This window comes from Streptomyces sp. NPDC047453 (assembly GCF_040643155.1).
Lineage (GTDB): Bacteria > Actinomycetota > Actinomycetes > Streptomycetales > Streptomycetaceae > Streptomyces.
Window position 1 is genome coordinate 1 of sequence record NZ_JBEYTS010000008.1, and the last position, 20531, is coordinate 20531.

Annotated in this window: 20 protein-coding genes; 2 read left to right on the forward strand and 18 right to left on the reverse strand. The window is 70.9% G+C overall.

Annotated features, from left to right (window positions below):
• Positions 1-128: 128 nt before the first annotated feature.
• The 16 genes from nusB to ABZ818_RS10050 all read right to left on the reverse strand — a co-directional run bounded on the left by nusB (position 129) and on the right by ABZ818_RS10050 (position 16567).
• On the reverse strand, positions 129-563 hold the full coding sequence (gene nusB / locus ABZ818_RS09975; protein WP_361412723.1) for a transcription antitermination factor NusB: 435 nt from the start codon (positions 561-563) through the stop codon (positions 129-131).
• A 2-nt stretch (positions 564-565) separates the two neighbouring features.
• Positions 566-1132 (reverse strand): elongation factor P, encoded by a 567-nt coding sequence (gene efp, locus ABZ818_RS09980; protein ID WP_361412724.1) that lies wholly within the window; start codon positions 1130-1132, stop codon positions 566-568.
• Positions 1133-1187: 55 nt separating this feature from the next.
• Positions 1188-2297: an aminopeptidase P family protein gene (locus ABZ818_RS09985; RefSeq protein ID WP_361412725.1), complete on the reverse strand. Its 1110-nt coding sequence runs from the start codon at positions 2295-2297 to the stop codon at positions 1188-1190.
• 139 nt (positions 2298-2436) lie between these two features.
• On the reverse strand, positions 2437-3486 hold the full coding sequence (locus tag ABZ818_RS09990; protein WP_361412726.1) for an AAA family ATPase: 1050 nt from the start codon (positions 3484-3486) through the stop codon (positions 2437-2439).
• 165 nt (positions 3487-3651) lie between these two features.
• On the reverse strand, positions 3652-4743 hold the full coding sequence (gene aroB, locus ABZ818_RS09995) for a 3-dehydroquinate synthase (protein ID WP_225076247.1): 1092 nt from the start codon (positions 4741-4743) through the stop codon (positions 3652-3654).
• Positions 4740-5258 carry a shikimate kinase gene (locus tag ABZ818_RS10000; RefSeq protein ID WP_361412727.1) on the reverse strand — a complete coding sequence of 173 codons (519 nt, stop codon included), beginning with the start codon at positions 5256-5258 and terminating at the stop codon, positions 4740-4742. The genes aroB and ABZ818_RS10000 overlap by 4 nt, the downstream gene beginning before the upstream one ends.
• Positions 5255-6439: a chorismate synthase gene (gene aroC, locus ABZ818_RS10005; RefSeq protein ID WP_361412728.1), complete on the reverse strand. Its 1185-nt coding sequence runs from the start codon at positions 6437-6439 to the stop codon at positions 5255-5257. Before aroC ends, ABZ818_RS10000 begins: the two co-directional genes overlap by 4 nt.
• A 253-nt stretch (positions 6440-6692) precedes the next feature.
• Positions 6693-7532, reverse strand: a complete 840-nt coding sequence (locus ABZ818_RS10010; RefSeq protein WP_361412729.1) for a shikimate dehydrogenase — start codon at positions 7530-7532, stop codon at positions 6693-6695.
• The gene (gene mltG / locus ABZ818_RS10015; protein WP_361412730.1) at positions 7513-9243 is read right to left on the reverse strand and encodes an endolytic transglycosylase MltG; all 1731 of its coding nucleotides are present in this window, start codon (positions 9241-9243) and stop codon (positions 7513-7515) included. Before mltG ends, ABZ818_RS10010 begins: the two co-directional genes overlap by 20 nt.
• Before the next feature lie 122 nt (positions 9244-9365).
• A complete protein-coding gene (ruvX, locus tag ABZ818_RS10020) occupies positions 9366-9830 on the reverse strand; it encodes a Holliday junction resolvase RuvX (protein WP_361412731.1) in 465 nt (154 codons plus the stop codon).
• Positions 9831-9843: 13 nt separating this feature from the next.
• Positions 9844-12516, reverse strand: coding sequence for an alanine--tRNA ligase (gene alaS, locus ABZ818_RS10025; RefSeq protein ID WP_361412732.1), 2673 nt, complete (start codon positions 12514-12516; stop codon positions 9844-9846).
• Positions 12516-12890 carry a hypothetical protein gene (locus tag ABZ818_RS10030; RefSeq protein WP_361412733.1) on the reverse strand — a complete coding sequence of 125 codons (375 nt, stop codon included), beginning with the start codon at positions 12888-12890 and terminating at the stop codon, positions 12516-12518. The genes alaS and ABZ818_RS10030 overlap by 1 nt, the downstream gene beginning before the upstream one ends.
• 9 nt (positions 12891-12899) lie before the next feature.
• On the reverse strand, positions 12900-13340 hold the full coding sequence (locus ABZ818_RS10035; RefSeq protein WP_361412734.1) for a DUF948 domain-containing protein: 441 nt from the start codon (positions 13338-13340) through the stop codon (positions 12900-12902).
• A gap of 195 nt (positions 13341-13535) precedes the next feature.
• Entirely contained in the window at positions 13536-14150 is a 615-nt protein-coding gene (gene rpsD / locus ABZ818_RS10040; protein WP_361412735.1) for a 30S ribosomal protein S4, read from the reverse strand.
• Positions 14151-14494: 344 nt separating this feature from the next.
• Entirely contained in the window at positions 14495-15850 is a 1356-nt protein-coding gene (locus tag ABZ818_RS10045; RefSeq protein WP_361412736.1) for a replication-associated recombination protein A, read from the reverse strand.
• A gap of 60 nt (positions 15851-15910) precedes the next feature.
• On the reverse strand, positions 15911-16567 hold the full coding sequence (locus ABZ818_RS10050; protein ID WP_361412737.1) for a vitamin K epoxide reductase family protein: 657 nt from the start codon (positions 16565-16567) through the stop codon (positions 15911-15913).
• Between the two features lie 143 nt (positions 16568-16710).
• Between ABZ818_RS10050 and ABZ818_RS10055 the strand changes: the two genes are divergently transcribed.
• Both ABZ818_RS10055 and ABZ818_RS10060 read left to right on the forward strand, forming a co-directional pair.
• The gene (locus tag ABZ818_RS10055; protein ID WP_361412738.1) at positions 16711-17568 is read left to right on the forward strand and encodes an ABC transporter ATP-binding protein; all 858 of its coding nucleotides are present in this window, start codon (positions 16711-16713) and stop codon (positions 17566-17568) included.
• Entirely contained in the window at positions 17568-18413 is an 846-nt protein-coding gene (locus ABZ818_RS10060) for an ABC transporter permease (RefSeq protein WP_361412739.1), read from the forward strand. Before ABZ818_RS10055 ends, ABZ818_RS10060 begins: the two co-directional genes overlap by 1 nt.
• A 77-nt stretch (positions 18414-18490) precedes the next feature.
• Here the strand turns inward: ABZ818_RS10060 and hisS are convergent, their stop codons facing one another.
• Both hisS and ABZ818_RS10070 read right to left on the reverse strand, forming a co-directional pair.
• Entirely contained in the window at positions 18491-19753 is a 1263-nt protein-coding gene (gene hisS, locus ABZ818_RS10065; protein ID WP_361412740.1) for a histidine--tRNA ligase, read from the reverse strand.
• A gap of 13 nt (positions 19754-19766) precedes the next feature.
• Positions 19767-20480: an MBL fold metallo-hydrolase gene (locus ABZ818_RS10070; RefSeq protein WP_361412741.1), complete on the reverse strand. Its 714-nt coding sequence runs from the start codon at positions 20478-20480 to the stop codon at positions 19767-19769.
• Positions 20481-20531: the final 51 nt, after the last annotated feature.

The following is a 20531-nucleotide window of genomic DNA, read 5'->3' on the forward strand; positions in this document are numbered from 1 at the left end:
GGGGGGGGGGTTGGCCCGGGGCGGGGGGGCCGGGGGCGGGGGGGGCCCGGCGGGGCGCGGGGGGGGGGGCTCTGGTGCGGGGGGCCCCTCGGCGTCCGTGCGGGCACCGGCTGCAGGCCGGGCCCCTCTCACACCTGGTCGCGGCGGAGGGAGGGCTTGAGCTCCTTCAGACGGCCCAGCAGGCCGTTGACGAACGAGGGCGACTCGTCCGTCGAGAACTCCTTCGCCAGCTGCACCATCTCGTCCAGCACGACGGCGTCCGGGGTCTCGTCGGCCCAGATCAGCTCGTACGCGCCGAGCCGCAGGATGTTGCGGTCGACGACCGGCATACGGTCGAGCGTCCAGCCGACCGCGTACTGCGCGATGAGTTCGTCGATCCGGATCGCGCGCTCCGCGTAGCCCTCGACGAGCTGCATCGTGTACTCGCTCACCGGTGGCTGTCGGGTGTCCGTCCGGGAGAGCCGGATCCAGTCAGCGAGGACCGTCAGGACGTCGGCGCCGCGCTGGTCACCCTCGAAGAGGATCTGGAAGGCACGCTTGCGGGCCGTATTGCGGGCGGCCACGGTTAGCTGTTCACCCGGCCGAGGTAGTCGCTCGTACGGGTGTCGACCTTGATCTTCTCACCGGTGGTGATGAAGAGCGGGACCTGGATCTGGTGGCCGGTCTCCAGGGTGGCGGGCTTGGTGCCACCGGTGGAGCGGTCGCCCTGGACGCCCGGCTCGGTCTCGGCGACGGTCAGCTCGACAGCGGCCGGCAGCTCGACGAAGAGCACCTCGCCCTCGTGCTGGGCGACGGTGGCCTCGAAGCCCTCGATCAGGAAGTTGGCGGTGTCGCCGACGACCTTGCGCTCGATGTGCAGCTGGTCGTAGGTCTCCATGTCCATGAAGACGAAGTAGTCGCCGTCCATGTAGGAGAACTGCATGTCACGCTTGTCGACGGTGGCCGTTTCGACCTTGACGCCGGCGTTGAACGTCTTGTCGACGGTCTTCCCGGAGAGCACGTTCTTGAGCTTGGTGCGCACGAAGGCCGGGCCCTTGCCGGGCTTGACGTGCTGGAACTCGACGACGGACCACAGCTGGCCGCCTTCGAGCTTGAGCACCATGCCGTTCTTGAGGTCGTTCGTGGAAGCCACGGTTGCGGAATCTCCTGGACTGACGTACGACCGGGGGCAGGCGCACAGCGCGAGGCTAGAGCGCGAGGAGCTCCTTGGTCGTGATGGTGAGTAGCTCGGGTCCGCCGTCCGCCTCGGGGCGCACGACGAGCGTGTCATCGATCCGGACACCGCCCCGGCCCGGGAGGTGAACCCCCGGTTCGACGGTGACCGGCACGCAAGCGTCCAGTTTACCCATGGCTGAAGGGGCCAGCTGCGGGTCCTCGTCGATTTCGAGTCCGACCCCGTGCCCGGTGAGGGGTTGCAGGCCCTCGGCGAACCCGGCCGAGTCCAGTACCTGGCGTGCGGCGCGGTCCACGTCGCGGTAGACGGCGCCGGGGGCCAGGGCCTCCCGTCCGGCGCGCTGGGCTGCGAAGACCAGGTCGTAGAGCTGGATCTGCCAGTCCGCCGGAGATGTGCCGATCACGAAGGTGCGGCCGATCTCGCAGCGGTAGCCGCGGTAGGCGGCGCCCAGGCACACCGTGAGGAAGTCGCCCTCCTCGACCCGCCGGTCGGTGGGCCGGTGGCCGCGGCGGCCGGAGTTCGGGCCGGTGGCCACGGAGGTCGGGAAGGCGGGTCCGTCGGCGCCGTGGTCGACGAGCCGCCGCTCCAGCTCCAGGGCGAGATGGCGCTCGGTGCGGCCGACCAGGATGGACTCCAGCAGCTCGCCCAGGGCCTGGTCGGCGATCTCGGCACCGATTCTCAGACAGGAGATCTCCTCCTCGTCCTTGACGACGCGGAGTTGCTCGACCGCGCCGCCCAGGTCGGCCAGGCGCAGCTGGGGCGCCACCGAGCCTAGGGCGCGGTAGCGGGCCACCGTGAGGTGGTGCTCCTCCACGGCGAGCGAGTCGGCGCCCTGGGTCCGGGCGTGGTCGGCGGCGGCGACGGCCGCGTCGCCGCCGGGGGGTTGGGGCAGGACCTGTACCTGCAGCGCCTCGTCGGGGCGGTCCTCGCAGGGCCGGTCGTCCGGTGGGCTCTGGCACACCAGCAGGTCCTCGCGCCTTCCGAGAAGCAGGACGGCACCCTGCGGGGCCGCCCCCGCGAGGTACCGCACATTGGCGGGACGAGTCACCAGCGCCGCCGCGCTGCCGCCCGCGTTGCAGCGCTCCCTCAGCCGGGTCCGGCGGGCCGCGTACACCTCTGACATGAACCGAGCGTAAGAGTCATGGCTCAATATCGCCGTTCGAGAGGTCCGAGTGGGTCTGCCGGATCCCGGCTTCGGAGCGCCGGGGGCCGTAATCCGGCGGTCGGGCCGCCTGCCCGGGCCCGACAGGCGCGGCCGCGTCCTACCAGTTCGGGGGGCTGGCGATGGCGCGGGACAGGACCTCGTCCAGGACTCTGGCCGTGGCCGGGACGTCGAGTTGGGAGTTGTCGATGATGGGGAGGCCGGATCCGTACCAGCCGGCCATGCGGCCGTGGATGCGGGCGACCTCCTCGTCGGTCAGCCGGCGGTTTCCGGATCGCTCGGCGTTGCGCTCCAGGACGATGTCCAGGCCGGGCAGCAGCACGACCGGGAGCAGGCCGGGGCCGACGTGGCGCTTCCAGCCGCCGAGCCCGACCACCGGGCGGTCGGGGAAGACGGCGTCGTCGAGGATGCACGAGATGCCGTTGGCGAGGAAGTTGCGGGCGGCGAAGCCGCAGGTGCGGCGGGCGAGGCGGTACTGCGCCTCGGAGTGGTCGTTCCAGCCCGACTGCGGGTCGGCGAAGCCGGAGCGGACCCACTCGCGGACGTCGTCGAGGCTGATGTGCGCGGTGGGCACGCGGCGGTGGTCGGCCCAGTACTTGGCGACGCTCGTCTTGCCCGCGCCCGCCGGCCCGATCAGCAGCACCGCCAGCGTGGTGGTCGTCGGGTCGGGCGCGGTCTGGGCCGGCGGCACGCTGGGCATGCCGACCGGACCGCCCGGCGGCAGCCGGACATGGCCGGTGGCATCCGGCGCGTGCGGCACGGCGGACGGCGGCATCGCGGGGGCCGACTGATGGGGGCTCTGGGGGTGGGGCGCCGACGGAGGCGGCCCTTGAGGATGCGGGCTCTGCGGGTGCGGCACCAACGGGGGCGGACCCTGAGGACGCGGGCTCTGCGGGCGTGGCACCGACGGAGGCGGACCCTGAGGACGCGGAGTCTGGGGATGCGGCGCCGACGGGGGCGGGCCCGGCGGTTGCGGTGTCGGGGCGCCGGGATGGCCCGATGCCGGAGGCGGCGAAGGCACGGGCGCGGGGCCCTGGGGCGCCCCCGGGTGCCGCGGCCCCAGGTGATGTGCGGCCGGCGCCCAGCCGGCGGCCGGTCCGTGCCCCGGCTGGCGGGGCGGCGGCAGCGGTGGACCCACTGCGTGCTGCATCCGGTGCGACTCCGTCTCGTACGGGGCAATTGGCGCCGGCAGCGGGTCCGAGCCCCGCCGCCTACCGAACGGTACCGTCCCCGGCCGCCATATGGTGAACGGCCGGGCGCGGTCCGAAGTGCCCGTCGCGGCAGGCAGAACGGGGCGGATGCCGTTCGGTGGGACTTACTGCCCGACCTCGCCGTACGCGGCGAGGAGTACGGCCGGGTCGGGACCCTCCAGGACGGTGGGCTTGGCAAGGCCGTCCAGGACGATGAAGCGCAGCAGGTCGCCGCGGGACTTCTTGTCGACCTTCATCGTCTCCAGCAGCTTGGGCCACTGGTCGTAGCGGTAGTGCAGCGGCAGGCCCACCGATTCGAGGACCGTACGGTGGCGGTCGGCCGTGGCGTCGTCCAACCGGCCCGCCAGACGCCCGAGTTCGGCGGCGAAGTGCATGCCGACGGCGACCGCGGCGCCGTGCCGCCACTTGTACCGCTCGTTCTTCTCGATCGCGTGGCCCAGCGTGTGGCCGTAGTTGAGGATCTCCCGCAGGCCCGACTCCTTCAGGTCGGCGGAGACGACGTCCGCCTTGACCCTGATGGACCGCTCGACGAGTTCGGCGGTGTGCGGGCCGGCCGGGGTGCGGGCGGCCTCGGGGTCGGACTCGATCAGGTCGAGGATCACCGGGTCGGCGATGAAGCCGGCCTTGATGACCTCCGCGAGCCCGGAGACGTAGTCGTTGACCGGGAGGGAGTCCAGCGCGGCCAGGTCGCACAGCACGCCCGCGGGCGGGTGGAAGGCGCCCACGAGGTTCTTGCCCTCGGCGGTGTTGATGCCGGTCTTGCCGCCGACGGCCGCGTCCACCATGGCCAGCACGGTGGTCGGGACGGCGATCCAGCGCACCCCGCGCAGCCAGGTCGCGGCCACGAATCCGGCCAGGTCGGTGGTGGCGCCGCCGCCCACGCCCACGATGACGTCGGTGCGGGTGAACCCGCACTGGCCGAGCGCCTTCCAGCAGTAGGCGGCGACCTCCGCGGTCTTGGCCTCCTCCGCGTTCGGCACCTGGATGGCGACGGCCTCGTAGCCCTGCTCGGCCAGGTCGGCGCGGAGCGCGTCCCCGGTCTCGGCGAGCGCCTCGGGGTGGATCACGGCGACCCGTTTGGCCTTCTCGCCGACCAGGCCGGTGAGTTCACCGAGGAGCCGGCGGCCCACCAGGACGTCGTACGCCTCGGTGCCGGCCGTGCCGGCGATGTGGATCCGCGTGACCGACTCGCTCATGCTTCCTTCAACTCCAGTGCGCCCAGGGCGGCTTGGGTGACCTCTTCAGGGGTGCGCCCGTCGGTCGGCACAACCGCGGTGGCGACCTCCTCGTACAGGTGCCGCCGGGCCTCCATCAACTCGCGCCACTGCTTGCGCGGGTTCACGGCGAGCAGCGGGCGGGCCACGTTCAGGCCGGTGCGCCTGACGGCCTCCTCGACGTCCATCGACAGGTACAGGACCGGCAGTCGGGCGATCAGCGCCCGTGTGTCCGGGTCCAGGATCGCTCCGCCGCCGAGGGCCAGTACGCCGTCGTGCCCGGCGAGCGCCCGGCGCACCGCCTCCTTCTCGACGGCGCGGAAGAACGGCTCGCCCTCGTCGACGAAGATCTCGGCGATGGTGCGGCCCTGCTCCGCGACGATGTCGTCGTCGACGTCCCGGTAGGCGATCCCGAGACGGTCGGCCAGCATCCGCCCGACGGTGGACTTGCCGACGCCCATGGGTCCGACCAGGACGACGACCGGCTCGGCGCTCACCGGATCGCCAGGTTCTCGAGGTAGGACCGCACGTTGCGGCGGGTCTCGGGCACGCTGTCGCCGCCGAACTTCTCCGCGACGGCGTCGGCGAGGACGAGGGCCACCATGGCCTCGGCCACGATGCCGGCGGCCGGCACCGCGCACACGTCGGAGCGCTGGTGGTGGGCCTGCGCGGACTCGCCGGTGGAGACGTCCACGGTCCGCAGGGCCCGCGGTACGGTCGCGATCGGCTTCATCGCGGCGCGCACCCGCAGCAGCTCGCCCGTGGTCAGCCCGCCCTCGGTGCCGCCGGAGCGGCCCGTGGCGCGCCGGATGCCCTCGTCGGTGGTGACGATCTCGTCGTGCGCCTGAGAGCCGGGCACCCGGGCCAGGTCGAAGCCGTCGCCGACCTCGACGCCCTTGATCGCCTGGATGCCCATGAGCGCGGCCGCGAGCCGGGCGTCGAGCCGCCGGTCCCAGTGCACGTGGGAGCCCAGGCCCACCGGCACGCCGTACGCCAGCACCTCCACCACGCCGCCGAGCGTGTCGCCGTCCTTGTGGGCCTGGTCGATCTCCGCGACCATCGCCTTGGAGGCGTCCGCGTCCAGGCAGCGCACCGGGTCCGCGTCCAGCTTCTCGACGTCCGCCGGGTTCGGGTACACGCCGTAGGGCGCCTTGGCCGCGGCCAGTTCGACGACGTGGCTGACGATCTCGATGCCGGCGGTCTCCTTCAGGTACGACCGGGCCACGGCGCCCAGCGCGACACGGGCCGCGGTCTCGCGCGCGGAGGCCCGCTCCAGCACCGGCCGGGCCTCGTCGAAGCCGTACTTCTGCATGCCCGCCAGATCGGCGTGCCCGGGCCGGGGCCGGGTCAGCGGCGCGTTGCGCGCGAGCTCGGCCAGCTCCGCCGGGTCGACCGGGTCGGCGGCCATGACCTTCTCCCACTTGGGCCACTCGGTGTTGCCCACCATGATCGCCACCGGGGAGCCGATGGTGAGGCCGTGCCGGACGCCGCCGAGGAAGGTGACCTCGTCCCGCTCGAACTTCATCCGGGCACCGCGTCCATAGCCCAGGCGCCGCCGTGCGAGGTGGTCCGCCACCATCTCCGTGGTGATGGGCACGCCGGCGGGAAGGCCCTCCAGCGTGGCGACGAGTGCGGGGCCGTGGGACTCCCCCGCGGTCAGCCAGCGCAACCTGCTCAACGGTGCTCCTCATGCTCGCGCCTGGAACTGCGACGGCGCGACCGGGTGCGCGGCCCTGGCCCGCCACCTCCGATCCTCCCACGTCCGGACGCCGGCCCCGGTCGCCGGTCCAGCAGTCGGACGCCCGGCGCACAGGCCCGCCCCGCGGCACCGGCATGTCACGCACTCCCGTCGGCCCGTCACGGGCACACGGCGAGTGGGCCATCCGGGCCGCGAGGGCCGGCGCTCCTGCGCCGGAGCGGATGCTCCCTGGTCAGCGGGCCGCGAGGGCCTTCTCGCCCGCTGCGCGCATGGCGTGCAGGGGGGCCGGGCTGTGGCCCGTCATCTGCTCGACCTGGAGGACCGCCTGGTGCACCAGCAGGTCGAGGCCGCCGACGACGGCGCCGCCGGCCATGGACCAGCGGGCCGCCAGCGGCGTGGGCCACGGGTCGTAGAGGACGTCGAAGAGGGTGGTGGGCCGTCCGGGTACGGCGTCGGCGAGCGCGTCCGTCGTTCCGGCCGGGGTGGTGGCGATCACCAGTGGCGCCTTCAGGGCCTGCGCGGCGTCCGCCCAGTCCGCCGTGCGGACCTCGACGTCCAGCCGCTCACCCCACTCCCGCATCTCGGCCGCGCGGGCCTCGCTGCGGACGTAGGCGACGACCTCGCCGGTGCAGACGCGGGCGAGCGCGGCCAGCGCGGAGGAGGCAGTGGCGCCGGCTCCGAGGATCGCCGCCGAGCCGACCTGCTCGATGCCGTGCTCGCGCAGGGCCGCGACCATGCCCGGCACATCGGTGTTGTCCCCGACCCGGCGGCCGTCCGCGGTGAACACGACCGTGTTGACCGCCTCGACGGACGCGGCGGTGTCGCTGATCTCGTCGAGCAGCGGGATGACCGCCCGCTTCAGCGGCATGGTCAGCGACAGCCCGGCCCACTCGGGTCCCAGACCCTCGAAGAACGAGGGCAGGCCTGCCTCGTCGATCTCGAACCGTTCGTACGACCAGTTCACGAGCCCCAGCTCCGCGTACGCCGCCCGGTGCAGCACCGGGGAGAGCGAGTGGGCGATCGGCGAACCGAGCACAGCCGCCCGACGGGCGTCAGTTGCCCTTGGTGGCATTGAACTTGTCCTTGAGCTTCTGGAAATCGGCGTAGTTCCTGGCGAATTCGGTCTTGTGCGCGCCGTCGGTCGCCACGAAATAGATCCAGCCGTCCTCGGTCGGATTCAATGTCGCCTTCAGCGCATCGTCGCCGGGGTTTCCGATCGGACCGGGCGGAAGGCCCTTGTGGGTGTATGTGTTGTACGGGTCCTGGTTGCTGTTGATCTCTTTTTCGCTGATGTGGATGTTGCTCTGGCCCTTCAGGTAATTGAAGGTCGAGTCGAACTGCAGCAACTGCATGGTCTCGGTGTTGGTCGGCTTCAGGCGGTTGTAGATCACTTCCGCCATCTTGCGGAAGTCGTCGTGCGTCTTGCCCTCGGCCTGGACCAGGCTCGCGACCGTGACGAGCTGGAACGGGTCGTCCAGGTTCAGTGCCTTCGCCTTGTCGGCGAGCTTGTACCGGATGTAGGCCTCGTCGGCCTGCTTGACCATTTCCTTCAGGACCGCCTCGGGCTTCATTCCCTTGGCCGCGGCATACGTGCCCGGGTAGAGGAAGCCCTCCAGCGGATCCTTGATCTGGCTGTTGTTCTGGGCCCACTTGGGCAGGCCGAGGTCCTTGTACTGCTTCGCGGCGATCTTCTGCGTGGTACCGGCGGCCAGTTCCAGCCGCTTGTCGATGTCCTCGTAGACCAGGACATTGCGTTCGCCCGGCTTGACCAGAACATTACTCTGGCTCTTGGGGTCGAGCATCATGGTCACCGCGCTCGCCGCGGACATCTGCTTCTTCAGCAGATAGGCGCCCGCCTGGATCTGCCCCCCATTGGGGACCTGCGACTGCGCCGCCACGAAGGCGTCGACGCTCTTGACCACGCCTGCCGCCTTCAGCGCCCGGCCGATGTCGTAGCCGCCCGCGCCCTTGGGGATTTCGACGGTCACCATCTCGTTGATTCCGTCGCCCGCGTAGTCCGGGGCTGCGCCGAAACGATCCTGGTAGAACTGGTAGCCGTAGTAGACGACTCCGGCCGTACCTCCGCCGAACACCAGGGCGACCACCAGGCAGGCACAGCCGCTGCGGCGCTTCTTTTCCTTGCCCTTGCCGCCGCGGCCCTTGCGGTCGCCCCGCCCCCGGCCCTCGTTCGGATCGTCGCCGTCTTCGTCGTCCTCGCCGTCACCCGCGAAGAACGCGTGGTCTTCCTGGACGGCCTCGGGATCCGGGTCCCAGTCCGGCCGCGGCTCCGGCTCGGCGCGCCGGCGGCTCGGCGGCTCCGGCGGCGGGTAGGCCTCGGGGGTGCCGTACGGATCGGGCTGCTGCGCGCCGTAGGCCGCGGCCTGCCGGCCGTACGGGTCTCCGGGGTAGACCGGCTGCTGCTGCCCGTCGGCGCCGTCCCATCCGCCCTGGCCGTAGCCCTGCTGCTGGGGGTGTGCCCCGTACCGAGGGTCGTACTGCTGCTGACCCTGCTGACCGTAGTGCTGCTGACCCTGCGGGTCGTAGTGCTGCTGGCCCTGGTTGCCGTAGGGCTGCTGCTGGTACTGCCCGTCGTAGCCGGGCTGCTGCTGACCCCAGTCGCCGTACTGCTGTTGCTGCGGCTGCTGCGGATGGTGCTGCGGCCCACCCCCGTGGGGGGACTGCGGGCCCGCGTGGGCCTGCTGTCCTCCCCATCCGCCGTCCCCGTACAACGGGTCCTCCGGATGCCACGGTTCGGGGCCTGGACCCCGGCCATACTCAGTCATCGATCCCCTAGAGCCGCGAGGCGGCGGTCACACGGCCGTGTGCCCCGGCTTCCGTTCCGCCTCTTTCTGTGCGTCGTGTGTTCGAACGCAGGCGCATCGCGCGGAACGTTACCGTATCGCGATCAGATGACCACTTCGACGCCCTCGCCGGGTACTTTCCCTGACGCTCGTTCGGATTCGAGGGCTTGCTGGAGGATGATGACGGCCGCGGCCTGGTCGATCACGGAGCGTCCCTTCTTGGATTTCACCCCGGAGGCGCGCAGTCCCTGACTGGCCGTCACCGTGGTCATCCGCTCGTCCACCAGGCGGACCGGCACCGGGGCGATGCCCTTGGCCAGCTCGCCGGCGAAGGCGCGGACCTTGACCGCGGCCGGGCCCTCGCCCCCCTTGAGGGAGCGTGGGAGGCCGACGACGACCTCGATCGGCTCGTACTCCGCGACGAGTTGCCCGAGCCGGCGGTGTGCCGCGGGGACGTCCCGGCCGGGGACCGTCTCCACCGGGGTGGCGAGGATCCCGTCGGGGTCGCACGAGGCGACCCCGATCCGGGCGTCCCCGACGTCGATCGCGAGCCGACGTCCTCTGCGCATCGCTTCAGCCGCCCTACTTCGCCGTCTCGGCCACGAGCCGCTCCACGGCGTCCACGGCCTCGCCGACGGCGGCCGGGTTCTGTCCGCCGCCCTGGGCGACGTCCGGCTTGCCGCCACCGCCGCCGCCGAGGGTCTTGGCGGCCGTGCGGACCAGGTCGCCGGCCTTCAGGCCGCGCTCGCGGGCGGCCTCGTTGGTGGCGATCACCGTGAGCGGCTTGCCGTTGTTCACCGTGAACAGGGCGACCACGGCGGCCCGGCCGCCCTGGATCCGGCCGCGCACGTCGAGTACCAGCTTGCGCAGGTCGTCCGGCGTGGTGCTGTCCGGGACCCGGCCGGTGACGACGGCCACACCGCGGACGTCCTTGGCGGACTCGGCGAGACCGGCGGCGGCCTGGAGCACCTTCTCGGCGCGGAACTTCTCGATCTCCTTCTCGGCGTCCTTCAGCTTGCCGAGCATGGCGGAGACCTTCTCCGGCAGCTCCTCCGGACGGCCCTTGATCAGCTCCTGGAGCTGGGCGACGACCGTGTGCTCACGGGCGAGGAAGTTGTAGGCGTCCACACCGACCAGAGCCTCGATACGGCGCACACCGGAGCCGATCGACGACTCGCCGAGCAGCTTCACCAGGCCCAGCTGGGCGGTGTTGTGCACGTGGGTGCCGCCACACAGCTCCTTGGAGAAGTCACCGATGGTCACCACGCGCACGCGCTCGCCGTACTTCTCGCCGAACTCGGCGATGGCCCCCTGCTTCTTGGCCTCGTCGATGCCCATGACCTCGGCGTGCACGTCCAGATCGCGGGCGAGCACCTCGTTGATCTTCTGCTCGACGTCGGTCATCACGACCGTCGGGACGGCGGACGGGGAGCCGAAGTCGAAGCGGAAGCGGCCCGGCTGGTTCTCGGAGCCGGCCTGGGCGGCCGTCGGACCGAGGGCGTCACGCAGGGCCTGGTGGGTCAGGTGCGTGGCGGAGTGGGCGCGGGCGATGGCCTTGCGGCGGCGGAAGTCGATCGAGGCGTGGGCCTTGGCGCCGACGGTGACCTCGCCGACCTGGACGACGCCCTTGTGGACGTACACGCCGGGGACCGGCTTCTGGCAGTCGCGGACCTCGATGACGGCGCCGGAGTCGGCCTTGATGCGGCCGGTGTCGCCGATCTGGCCGCCGCCCTCGGCGTAGAAGGGGGTGCGGTCGAGGACGATCTCGACCTCGTCGCCCTCGGTGGCGGCCGGGGAGGAGGCGCCGTCGACGAGGATGCCGACGATCGTGGACTCGCCCTCGGTGTCGGTGTAGCCGATGAAGTCGGTCTCGCCTGCGGAGTCGGCGATCTCACGATAGGCACCGAGGTCGGCGTGGCCGGTCTTCTTGGCCTGGGCGTCGGCCTTGGCCCGCTCCCGCTGCTCCTTCATCAGGCGGCGGAAACCGTCCTCGTCCACGGACAGGCCCTGCTCGGCGGCCATCTCCAGGGTGAGGTCGATCGGGAAGCCCCAGGTGTCGTGGAGCAGGAAGGCCTTGTCGCCGGAGAGGACCGTGCCACCGGCCTGCTTGGTCTCGGTGACGGCGGTGTCGAGGATGTTGGTGCCGGCCTTCAGCGTCTTGAGGAAGGCGGCCTCCTCGGCGAGGGCGACCTTCTCGATCCGCTCGCGGTCGGTGATCAGCTCGGGGTACTGCTGTCCCATCGTGCCGATCACCACGTCGACCAGGTCCTTGACGACCGGACCGGTGGCGCCCAGCAGGCGCATGTTGCGGATGGCGCGGCGCATGATGCGGCGCAGGACGTAGCCGCGGCCCTCGTTGCCGGGGGTGACGCCGTCGCCGATGAGCATGGTGGCGGTGCGCATGTGGTCGGTGACCACGCGCAGTGACACGTCCGAGTCGTGGGCGGCGCCGTAGGCGACACCGGTGAGTTCGGTGGCCTTGTCGATGACGGCCAGGGAGGTGTCGATCTCGTACATGTTCTGCACGCCCTGCAGAATCATGGCGAGCCGCTCCAGGCCGAGCCCCGTGTCGATGTTCTGGCTCGGCAGGTCGCCGAGGATCTCGAAGTTGTCCTTGCCGGTGCCCTCGCCGCGCTCGTACTGCATGAAGACGAGGTTCCAGATCTCCACGTACCGCTCGTCGTTGACGGCGGGGCCGCCCTCGGCGCCGAACTCGGGGCCGCGGTCGTAGTTGATCTCGGAGCAGGGGCCGCACGGGCCGGGAACGCCCATGGACCAGAAGTTGTCCTTCTTGCCCAGGCGCTGGATGCGCTCCTTGGGCACGCCGACGACCTCGTGCCAGATCCGCTCGGCCTCGTCGTCGTCCTGGTAGACGGTGATCCAGAGCTTCTCCGGCTCCAGGCCGTAACCGCCCTTGTCCTGGGGCGTGGTGAGCAGCTCCCAGGCGAGCTTGACGGCGCCTTCCTTGAAGTAGTCGCCGAAGGAGAAGTTGCCGCACATCTGGAAGAAGGTGCCGTGCCGGGTGGTCTTGCCGACCTCTTCGATGTCGGGCGTGCGCACGCACTTCTGCACGCTGGTGGCGCGCGGGAAGGGCGGCTTGACCTCACCCAGGAAGTAGGGCTTGAAGGGCACCATGCCGGCCGGGACGAGGAGCAGAGTCGGGTCGTCCGCGATGAGCGACGCCGAAGGGACGACGGTGTGCCCGCGCTCCTCGAAGAAGCTCAGCCAGCGGCGGCGGATCTCAGCCGACTCCATCAGTGGTCCTCATTCCGGTTGTACGAGTACGTCGTGCAGGGGTGTTCCGAGGACGCCGGGCCCTCGACGTACTTCGGGTGATTGCGGTTCTCGATGGCGGTGTACCGCCTGGACGGGGGCAGTTCCGGGTCGACCGGGGCGTTCAGTCCCAGTGCCTCGCCGAGTTCGGCCTCCCGCTGGTCCATGTTGTCGCGGACGTCGAGCGCGAAGCCGAGGGCGCGGTCCTTGAGCCGGTGACCCGCCTCAATCGCCTTGGTCGCCGCCGTCGCGGCGAGGCTCTCGGGGGTCAGCTGCCTGAGTTTGCGGTTGACCTTGGTGGTGGCCCACACTCCGGCGGCGACACCGGTGGTGAACCAGAACGTACGGCGGAACATCGCTAGTCCTTACTTCTCCCGGTTGTTCCGCTTCCCCCGCCGTGCGGCCGGGACGGTGCGGCCCACGATCACGGTACGCCTCGACGTCTTGCCGGGCGCGTCCTGCTTGCGGCCGCCGAGCGCCCGGCGCACGCCGTAGCCGAAGGCCGCGACCTTGACCAGCGGACCGCCGAAGGTGGAGGCGACGGTGGTCGACAGCGCGGAGGCGTTGGACGTGACCTCCTGGACGTCGGAGGCGATCGCGTCGACGCGGTCGATCTGGCTCTGCGCGGAGCGCACCGCCTGGGAGGCGTCGGCCAGCAGCGGAACGGCCTGGTCGGTCACGTCCGCCACGAGCCGGGTGGTCGCCTTGAGCGTCTGGGCCAGCCTCACCAGTGCGACGGCGAGGAAGGAGACCAGGATCGCCCAGAACACGGCCACCAGGATCCCGGCCACCTCTCCACCGGACACTGTGCGCACCCGCTCCCTGAAACGTGCCTGTACATCGAGAAAGTCGTGCACCGAGCCTATCGCGCCGAGGGCGGGGCTCCGTACCGGATTTGGCACGCGCGCCGGGGACATGAGCGAGCCCGCCGTCCCGCCCGCCCGGAAGGGCGGGGAGACGGCGGGCCGGGGTGGTGCAATGGTGCTACGGCCTGCCGATGATCAGCGGGCGTAGTACTCGACGACGAGCTGCTCGTCGCAGATCACCGGGATCTCCTTGCGGTTCGGCTCGCGGTCCAGGCGGAACGCCAGGGCCTTGAGGTTCACCTGGAGGTAGCGGGGGGTCTCGCCGTCGGGGGCGAAGCCACCCTCGCGGGCGACCTGGAAGAGGGTCTTCTCGCGGCTGCGCTCGCGGACCTGGACCACGTCGTCGGGACGGACCTGGAAGGACGGCTTGTCGACCTTCTTGCCGTTGACCTGGACGTGGCCGTGGGTGACCATCTGGCGGGCCTGGTAGATCGTGCGGGCGATGCCCGAACGCAGCACCAGGGCGTCAAGGCGCTTCTCGAGGTCGATGACGAGGGCTTCACCGGTCTTCATCGACGTCTTGGCGGCACGCTCGTAGGCGCGGACGAGCTGGCGCTCGCTGATGTCGTACTGAGCGCGCAGACGCTGCTTCTCCAGCAGACGGACCTTGTAGTCCGAGTTCTGCTTGCGGCCACGGCCGTGCTCACCCGGCGGGTAGGGGCGCGCCTCGAAGTACTTGACGGCCTTCGGGGTCAGCGCGATGCCGAGGGCACGCGACTTCTTGACCTTGGGGCGGGACTGGTTCGCCATGAACCAAACACCTCGTTTTTTCTGTGCGAATACGGCTTCACCAGGGTTAGGGGAGGTCGCATCCGCAGCCGGGGAAACCCCTCGGATCCCTGTCGGGCCCGATGGGCAGCCGCTCCCCTGGTCTGGGCACATACGTGCAGCACGCGAGTGGCCCACCGACCGTTCCCGGAACTCCGGGTGGTGGTGGGCTGCCCGCGACACCGTTCGACGGTGCGCGACGCTCCTGGATCCCCGCCGTCCTGGAACGGCGGAGTTCCGGCTGAATGTCCCGCTCTGGTGGCGCCGGTTCCCCTTTCGGGGTTCCGGACACGGAACTCAGCGCTTCCAGGCAGTCTACAGGGCGGTCAGGGTCGCTTCCGACCGAGGTGCTTGCGGGTCCACTCCACCGCGTCCGCGTATCGCGCCTCGGCGCCGTGCCGGCCCGGGGAGTAGTACTCGCGGTCCTTCAGGGCGTCCGGCGCGTACTGCTGGGCGGCGATGCCCTCGGGCAGGTCGTGCGGGTAGACGTACCCCTGCGCGTGGCCGAGCTTGGCCGCGCCCTTGTAGTGCCCGTCCCGCAGATGGGGCGGGACCGGTCCGGCCTGTCCCTTGCGCACGTCGTCCAGGGCGGCGCCGATCGCCGTGGTCGCCGAGTTGGACTTGGGGGCGAGGGCCAGGGCGATGGTGGCGTGGCTGAGGGTCAGGGCGGCCTCGGGGAAGCCGATCATGGCGACGGCCTGGGCGGCGGCGACCGCCGTGGGCAGCGCGTGCGGATCGGCCAGACCGATGTCCTCACTGGCGGAGATCATCAGGCGGCGGGCGATGAACCGGGGGTCCTCGCCGGCCTCGATCATCCGGGCCAGGTAGTGCAGGGCGGCGTCGACGTCGGAGCCGCGGATGGACTTGATCAGGGCGCTGGCGACGTCGTAGTGCTGGTCGCCATCCCGGTCGTACTTCACCGCGGCCCGGTCGACGGTCTCCTCGAGGGTGGTCAGGCCGATCTCGCTCTCGCCCTTGTCGAGGGCGGCCCCGGCGGCGGCCTCCAGGGCGGTCAGGGCGCGGCGGGCGTCGCCGCCGGCGATGCGCAGCAGATGGCTCTCGGTGTCCTCGGGCAGGCCGACGGCCGACCTCAGGCCGCGCTCGTCGGTGAGGGCGCGGCGGAGCAGACCGCGCACGTCGTCGTCGGTGAGCGGTTCGAGGGTGAGCAGGAGCGAGCGGGAGAGCAGCGGGGAGATCACCGAGAAGTACGGGTTCTCCGTGGTGGCCGCGATCAGGGTCACCCAGCGGTTCTCGACCGCCGGGAGCAGGGAGTCCTGCTGGGCCTTGCTGAAACGGTGGATCTCGTCCAGGAAGAGGACGGTCTCCTGGCCGTACCCGCCGGAGGCGCGGCGGGCGCCGTCGATGACCGCGCGGACCTCCTTGACGCCCGCGGTGATCGCCGACAGCTCCACGAAGCGCTTGTTGGTGGCCTTGGAGACCACGTACGCCAGGGTGGTCTTGCCGGTGCCGGGCGGACCCCACAGGATCACCGAGGACGGTCCCGCAGGGCCGCCCGCGCCCTCGCCGACCAGCCGGCGCAGCGGGGAGCCGGGCTTGAGCAGGTGCTGCTGGCCCACCACCTCGTCGAGGGTGCGCGGGCGCATCCGGACTGCCAGGGGACTCGCGGCCGGGTCCTTCTCCTGGCGTTCTTCACTTGCGGCGGTGAACAGGTCGGGCTCCACGCTGAAACCCTATGGCACACCGCCGACAACGCGGCCGGACGGTGGATCACCGGCTCCGGCTCAGGCCCAGAGGCTGGTGCCCCAGCGGGTCAGGATCAGCATGACGATGACACCGCAGTGCGTGACCGGCAGCACCCACGTGAACTCGGCGAGGAAGTTCTTCACCGGGCGCGGGGCGGGCAGGAAGTCGTTGCGGATGTTGAAGGAGGTCACGTACCAGAACATGACGATCGTGGCCACCCAGGCCAGCGAGCACCACAGGCACAGCGCGTTGATGCGGTACAGCGACTGGAACTGGAGCCAGGTGACGAAGCAGACGCCGAAGAGCGTGCCGAAGTTGAACGTCAGCCAGTACCAGCGCGGGAAGGTGGTGCGGGCGAGCAGGCTCATGCCGACGCAGATGACGATGCCGTAGGCGACCAGGCCGAGGAGCGGGTTGGGGAACCCGAAGACGGTGGCCTGCTTGCTCTCCATGACGCTGCCGCAGGACACGATCGGGTTGAGGCTGCAGCTCGGGGTGAAGGTCTTGCCGCTGAGCTTGCCCTCGAGGATCTTCTGCTTGTCGATCGTGATGATCCACGCGGCGAGCAGACCGGCCGCTCCGGTGATCACCAGCAGCAGTGCGAAGGCGCGGCTGCCGCCCACCGTCCGCGGCGCGGTCGCCGCGCGCTCCGGCTCGGGCTCCGCGGAGACGGGTTTGACTGTCGTCTTGCTCATCACGCCGATTCCGTCACTTGTGAGTTGAACCTTCTTCGGGCAGGGCCATTGTGCCGCACGTGCGTGTGTGAACACCGTCAGGTGGCGACACGAAGGTGTGCACGGCCGTACTCGAACGTTCGGTTCCGGACGATGCTCGGACCATGACGCGAAACGAACTCGCGGTGGACGTACGGGGGCTGCGCAAGCGGTACGGGGACGTCACCGCAGTCGACGGAATGGATCTGGCGATCAAGAAGGGCGAGGTACTGGGCCTGCTCGGGCCCAACGGCGCGGGCAAGAGCACCACGGTGGAGATCATCCAGGGCCACCGCTCACGGGACGCGGGCAAGGTCTCGGTCCTGGGGGCGGACCCGGCGGGCGCCACGCGCGCGTGGCGCTCGCGCGTCGGAATCGTCTGGCAGGACGAATCGGCGCCCGCCGAGTTGACGGTCCGCGAGACCGTGCGGCACTTCGCCCGGTACTACCCCCGGCCGCGCGACCCGGAGGAGGTCATCGCCCTGGTGGGTCTGGAGGCGAAGGCGGGCAGCCGGATCAAGGCGCTGTCGGGCGGCCAGCGGCGCCGGCTGGACGTGGCCCTCGGTGTGATCGGCGGCCCCGATCTGCTGCTCCTGGACGAGCCGACGACCGGTTTCGACCCGGCGGCCCGGCGCCGGTTCTGGGCGCTGATCCGCACGCTCGCCCAGGAGGGCACGACGATCCTGCTGACCACGCACTACCTGGAGGAGGCGGAGGCCCTCGCGGACCGGCTGGCGGTGGTCGCCCGGGGCCGGATCGTCGCCGAGGGCACCTCCCGCGAGCTGCGGGAACGGCACGCCACCGGCGCCACCGTCGAGTGGACGGACCCCGACGGCACTCCTCGCACCGAGCACACCGGGACGCCCACGAGGACCGTCGCCGACCTGATGCGCCGCTTCGACGGCGAGATACCGGGCCTGCGGGTCGGCCGCCCCACGCTGGAGGACGTCTATCTCCGGCTGACCGGACAGGAGGACGCGTGATGACCTCGACCGCCGGCCGGACGCGCGCCGGGGCGGCGGCCGCAGGGCTGCCCGGGGCGTGGGGCATCGGGCTGCACCGGGGCGCCCTGGAGATCAGGCAGTTCTTCCGGCAGCGCGAGCAGGTGGTGTTCACCTTCGCCTTCCCGGTGGTGTTCCTGTTCCTGTTCGCGTCGATCTTCCGCGACGACGTCAGCGGCACCGGCGTCACCGCCTCGCAGCTCTACGTCCCCTCGATGCTTGCCTCGGGCATCATGTCGACCAGCTTCCAGTCCCTGGGCATATCGATCGCGGTCGAACGGGACGAGAAGGCGCTGCGCCGGCTGCGCGGCACGCCGATGCCGCCGACGGCGTACTTCCTGGGGAAAATCTGGCTGGTTCTGTTCACCGGCGTGCTGGAGACGGTGATCCTGCTGCTCGTCGGCACCACGCTGTACGGCGTCCGGCTGCCCTCGGACGCGACCCGGTGGTTCCACTTCGCCTGGATCTTCGTGCTCGGCCTGACCGGGTGCGCGCTGCTCGGCATCGCGATCAGTTCGGTGCCCCGGTCGGCGAGGAGTGCCGGCTCGGTGGTCGTCCTGCCGTTCCTGGTGCTCCAGTTCATCTCCGGGGTCTACATCCTGATCGACGCCCTCCCCGGCTGGATGCTGAACGTCGGCGCCCTCTTCCCGCTGAAGTGGCTGTGCCAGGGCCTGCGCGGGGTGTTCCTGCCGGACTCGGCGCGAGTGCTGGAGCACGCGGGGAGCTGGGAGTTCGGGCGGATCGCCCTGGTGCTCGCGGCCTGGTGCGCCGGCGGACTGGTGCTGTGCCTGCTGACGTTCCGCTGGAAGGACCGGCGGGCGGGCTGAAGCAGGAGGAGGCCTGGGCCGGGACGGCAAAGGGCGCCGGTGCCCGGACGAGCACCGGCGCCCTTGCGCGAGGGTCGTCAGCCGAGGCGGGATTCCAGTTCCGCGACGATCTCGTTGACGGCGATCGCCGTCTGCTCTCCGGACTCCATCTCCTTGAGCTGGACGACGCCGTCGGCGAGGTCGCGTTCGCCGGCGACGAGCGCGAAGCGGGCACCTGACCGGTTGGCCGCCTTCATGGCGGCCTTGAGGCCCTTGTGGCCGTAGGAGAAGTCGGCGGCGATGCCCACCTTGCGCAGTTCGGAGACCTTCGCGAACAGCACCCGGCGTGCCTCCTCGCCGAGCGGGACCGCGAACACGCTGGTGCTCGACGGGAGCTGGAGCTCGACTCCCTCCGCCTCCAGGGCCAGGACCGTACGGTCCACGCCCAGCGCCCAGCCCACCGACGGCAGCGCGGGGCCGCCGATCATCTCGGACAGTCCGTCGTACCGGCCGCCGCCGCCCACCGCGGACTGGGAACCGAGCCCGTCGTGCACGAACTCGAAGGTGGTGCGGGTGTAGTAGTCGAGTCCGCGGACCAGCTTGGCGTCGTCCTCGAAGGCGACCCCCTGGGCCTCCAGCAGCGCCCGCACTTCCTCGTGGTACGCCTTGCACCCGTCGCACAGGTAGTCGCGCAGCAGCGGGACGCCCGTCAGCTGCTTCTGCACCGACTCCCGCTTGTCGTCCAGGACGCGCAGGGGGTTGATCTCGATCCGGGCGCGGGTGTCCTCGTCCAGGTCCAGGCCGCGCAGGAAGTCCTGGAGGGCGGCCCGGTAGACCGGACGGCACTCCTTGTCGCCCAGGCTGTTGAGCAGGATGCGGAAGTTGCTCAGGCCCAGCGAACGGTAGGCCTGGTCGGCCAGGATGATCAGCTCGGCGTCGAGCGCCGGGTCCTCCGCCCCGATCGCCTCCGCGCCGACCTGCGAGAAGTGGCGGTACCGGCCCTTCTGGGGGCGCTCGTAGCGGTAGTAGGAACCGGAGTACCACAGCTTGACCGGCAGGTTGCCGGCCTTGTGGAGGTTGGCCTCCAGGGCGGCGCGGAGCACGGAGGCGGTGCCCTCGGGGCGCAGGGCGAGCTTGTCGCCGCCCTTGGTCTCGAAGGCGTACATCTCCTTGGTCACGATGTCGGTGGACTCGCCGACGCCGCGCGCGAACAGCTCCACGTTCTCGAAGCCGGGGGTCTCGATGTAGCCGTAGCCGGAGTTGCGCAGCGGGGCGGCGATCGCCTCGCGGACCGCCAGGTACTTCGCGGAGTCCGGCGGGATCAGGTCGTACGTGCCCTTGGGGGCCTTGAAGGTGCTCACGGAAGGTCTCTCGTCACATTCCTCGTCGGGGAGCGTCGTCCAGGTCCGCTCCCGGGCCGGCGGCCACCTGCCGCAGATAGGGATTGGTGGCGCGCTCCCGGCCGATGGTCGTCTGGGGGCCGTGGCCGGACAGCACCACGGTCGAGTCGTCGAGCGGCAGGCACACGCGGGCCAGCGAGTCGAGCATCTCGGCCGTGTCACCGCCTGGCAGGTCGGTGCGTCCGATGGAGCCGGCGAACAGCAGATCCCCGGAGAAGAAGACCGGCGGGATGTCCGCGGCCCCGGGCATCCGGAAGGTCACCGACCCCTTGGTATGGCCGGGCGCGTGCGCGACGGAGAACTCCAGGCCGGCCAGCTTCAGTTCGGCGCCGTCGGCCAGCTCCTGGACGTCGTCCGGCTCCCCCACGGTCAGCTCGCCCATCAGCGGCATGCCGATGGAACGGCCGAGCGCCTTCTCGGGGTCGCTCATCATGTACCGGTCGGCCGGGTGGATCCAGGCCGGTACGTCGTGCGCGCCGCACACCGGAACGACCGAGGCCACGTGGTCGATGTGGCCGTGGGTGAGGACGACGGCGACGGGCTTGAGCCGATGCTTCTTCAGCGCTTCCTCGACACCTTGGGCGGCCTGGTGGCCGGGGTCGATGATCACGCACTCCTCACCGGCGGCGGGGGCGACGAGGTAGCAGTTCGTCCCCCAGGCCCCGGCGGGGAACCCGGCAATGAGCACGATCGTCCTTCGTTGTGTCGATTACGGGCGGCTAAAGCTGTTGTCAGAGCC

Bases quoted from the DNA above. Each gene is read 5' to 3' on its own strand.
- ABZ818_RS09985 (WP_361412725.1), bottom strand. From the start codon at position 2,297: ATGTCAGAGGTGTACGCGGCCCGCCGGACCCGGCTGAGGGAGCGCTGC.
- ABZ818_RS09990 (WP_361412726.1), bottom strand. From the start codon at position 3,486: ATGCAGCACGCAGTGGGTCCACCGCTGCCGCCGCCCCGCCAGCCGGGG.
- aroB (WP_225076247.1), bottom strand. From the start codon at position 4,743: ATGAGCGAGTCGGTCACGCGGATCCACATCGCCGGCACGGCCGGCACC.
- ABZ818_RS10010 (WP_361412729.1), bottom strand. From the start codon at position 7,532: ATGCCACCAAGGGCAACTGACGCCCGTCGGGCGGCTGTGCTCGGTTCG.
- mltG (WP_361412730.1), bottom strand. From the start codon at position 9,243: ATGACTGAGTATGGCCGGGGTCCAGGCCCCGAACCGTGGCATCCGGAG.
- ruvX (WP_361412731.1), bottom strand. From the start codon at position 9,830: ATGCGCAGAGGACGTCGGCTCGCGATCGACGTCGGGGACGCCCGGATC.
- alaS (WP_361412732.1), bottom strand. From the start codon at position 12,516: ATGGAGTCGGCTGAGATCCGCCGCCGCTGGCTGAGCTTCTTCGAGGAG.
- ABZ818_RS10030 (WP_361412733.1), bottom strand. From the start codon at position 12,890: ATGTTCCGCCGTACGTTCTGGTTCACCACCGGTGTCGCCGCCGGAGTG.
- rpsD (WP_361412735.1), bottom strand. From the start codon at position 14,150: ATGGCGAACCAGTCCCGCCCCAAGGTCAAGAAGTCGCGTGCCCTCGGC.
- ABZ818_RS10050 (WP_361412737.1), bottom strand. From the start codon at position 16,567: ATGAGCAAGACGACAGTCAAACCCGTCTCCGCGGAGCCCGAGCCGGAG.
- ABZ818_RS10055 (WP_361412738.1), top strand. From the start codon at position 16,711: ATGACGCGAAACGAACTCGCGGTGGACGTACGGGGGCTGCGCAAGCGG.
- ABZ818_RS10060 (WP_361412739.1), top strand. From the start codon at position 17,568: ATGACCTCGACCGCCGGCCGGACGCGCGCCGGGGCGGCGGCCGCAGGG.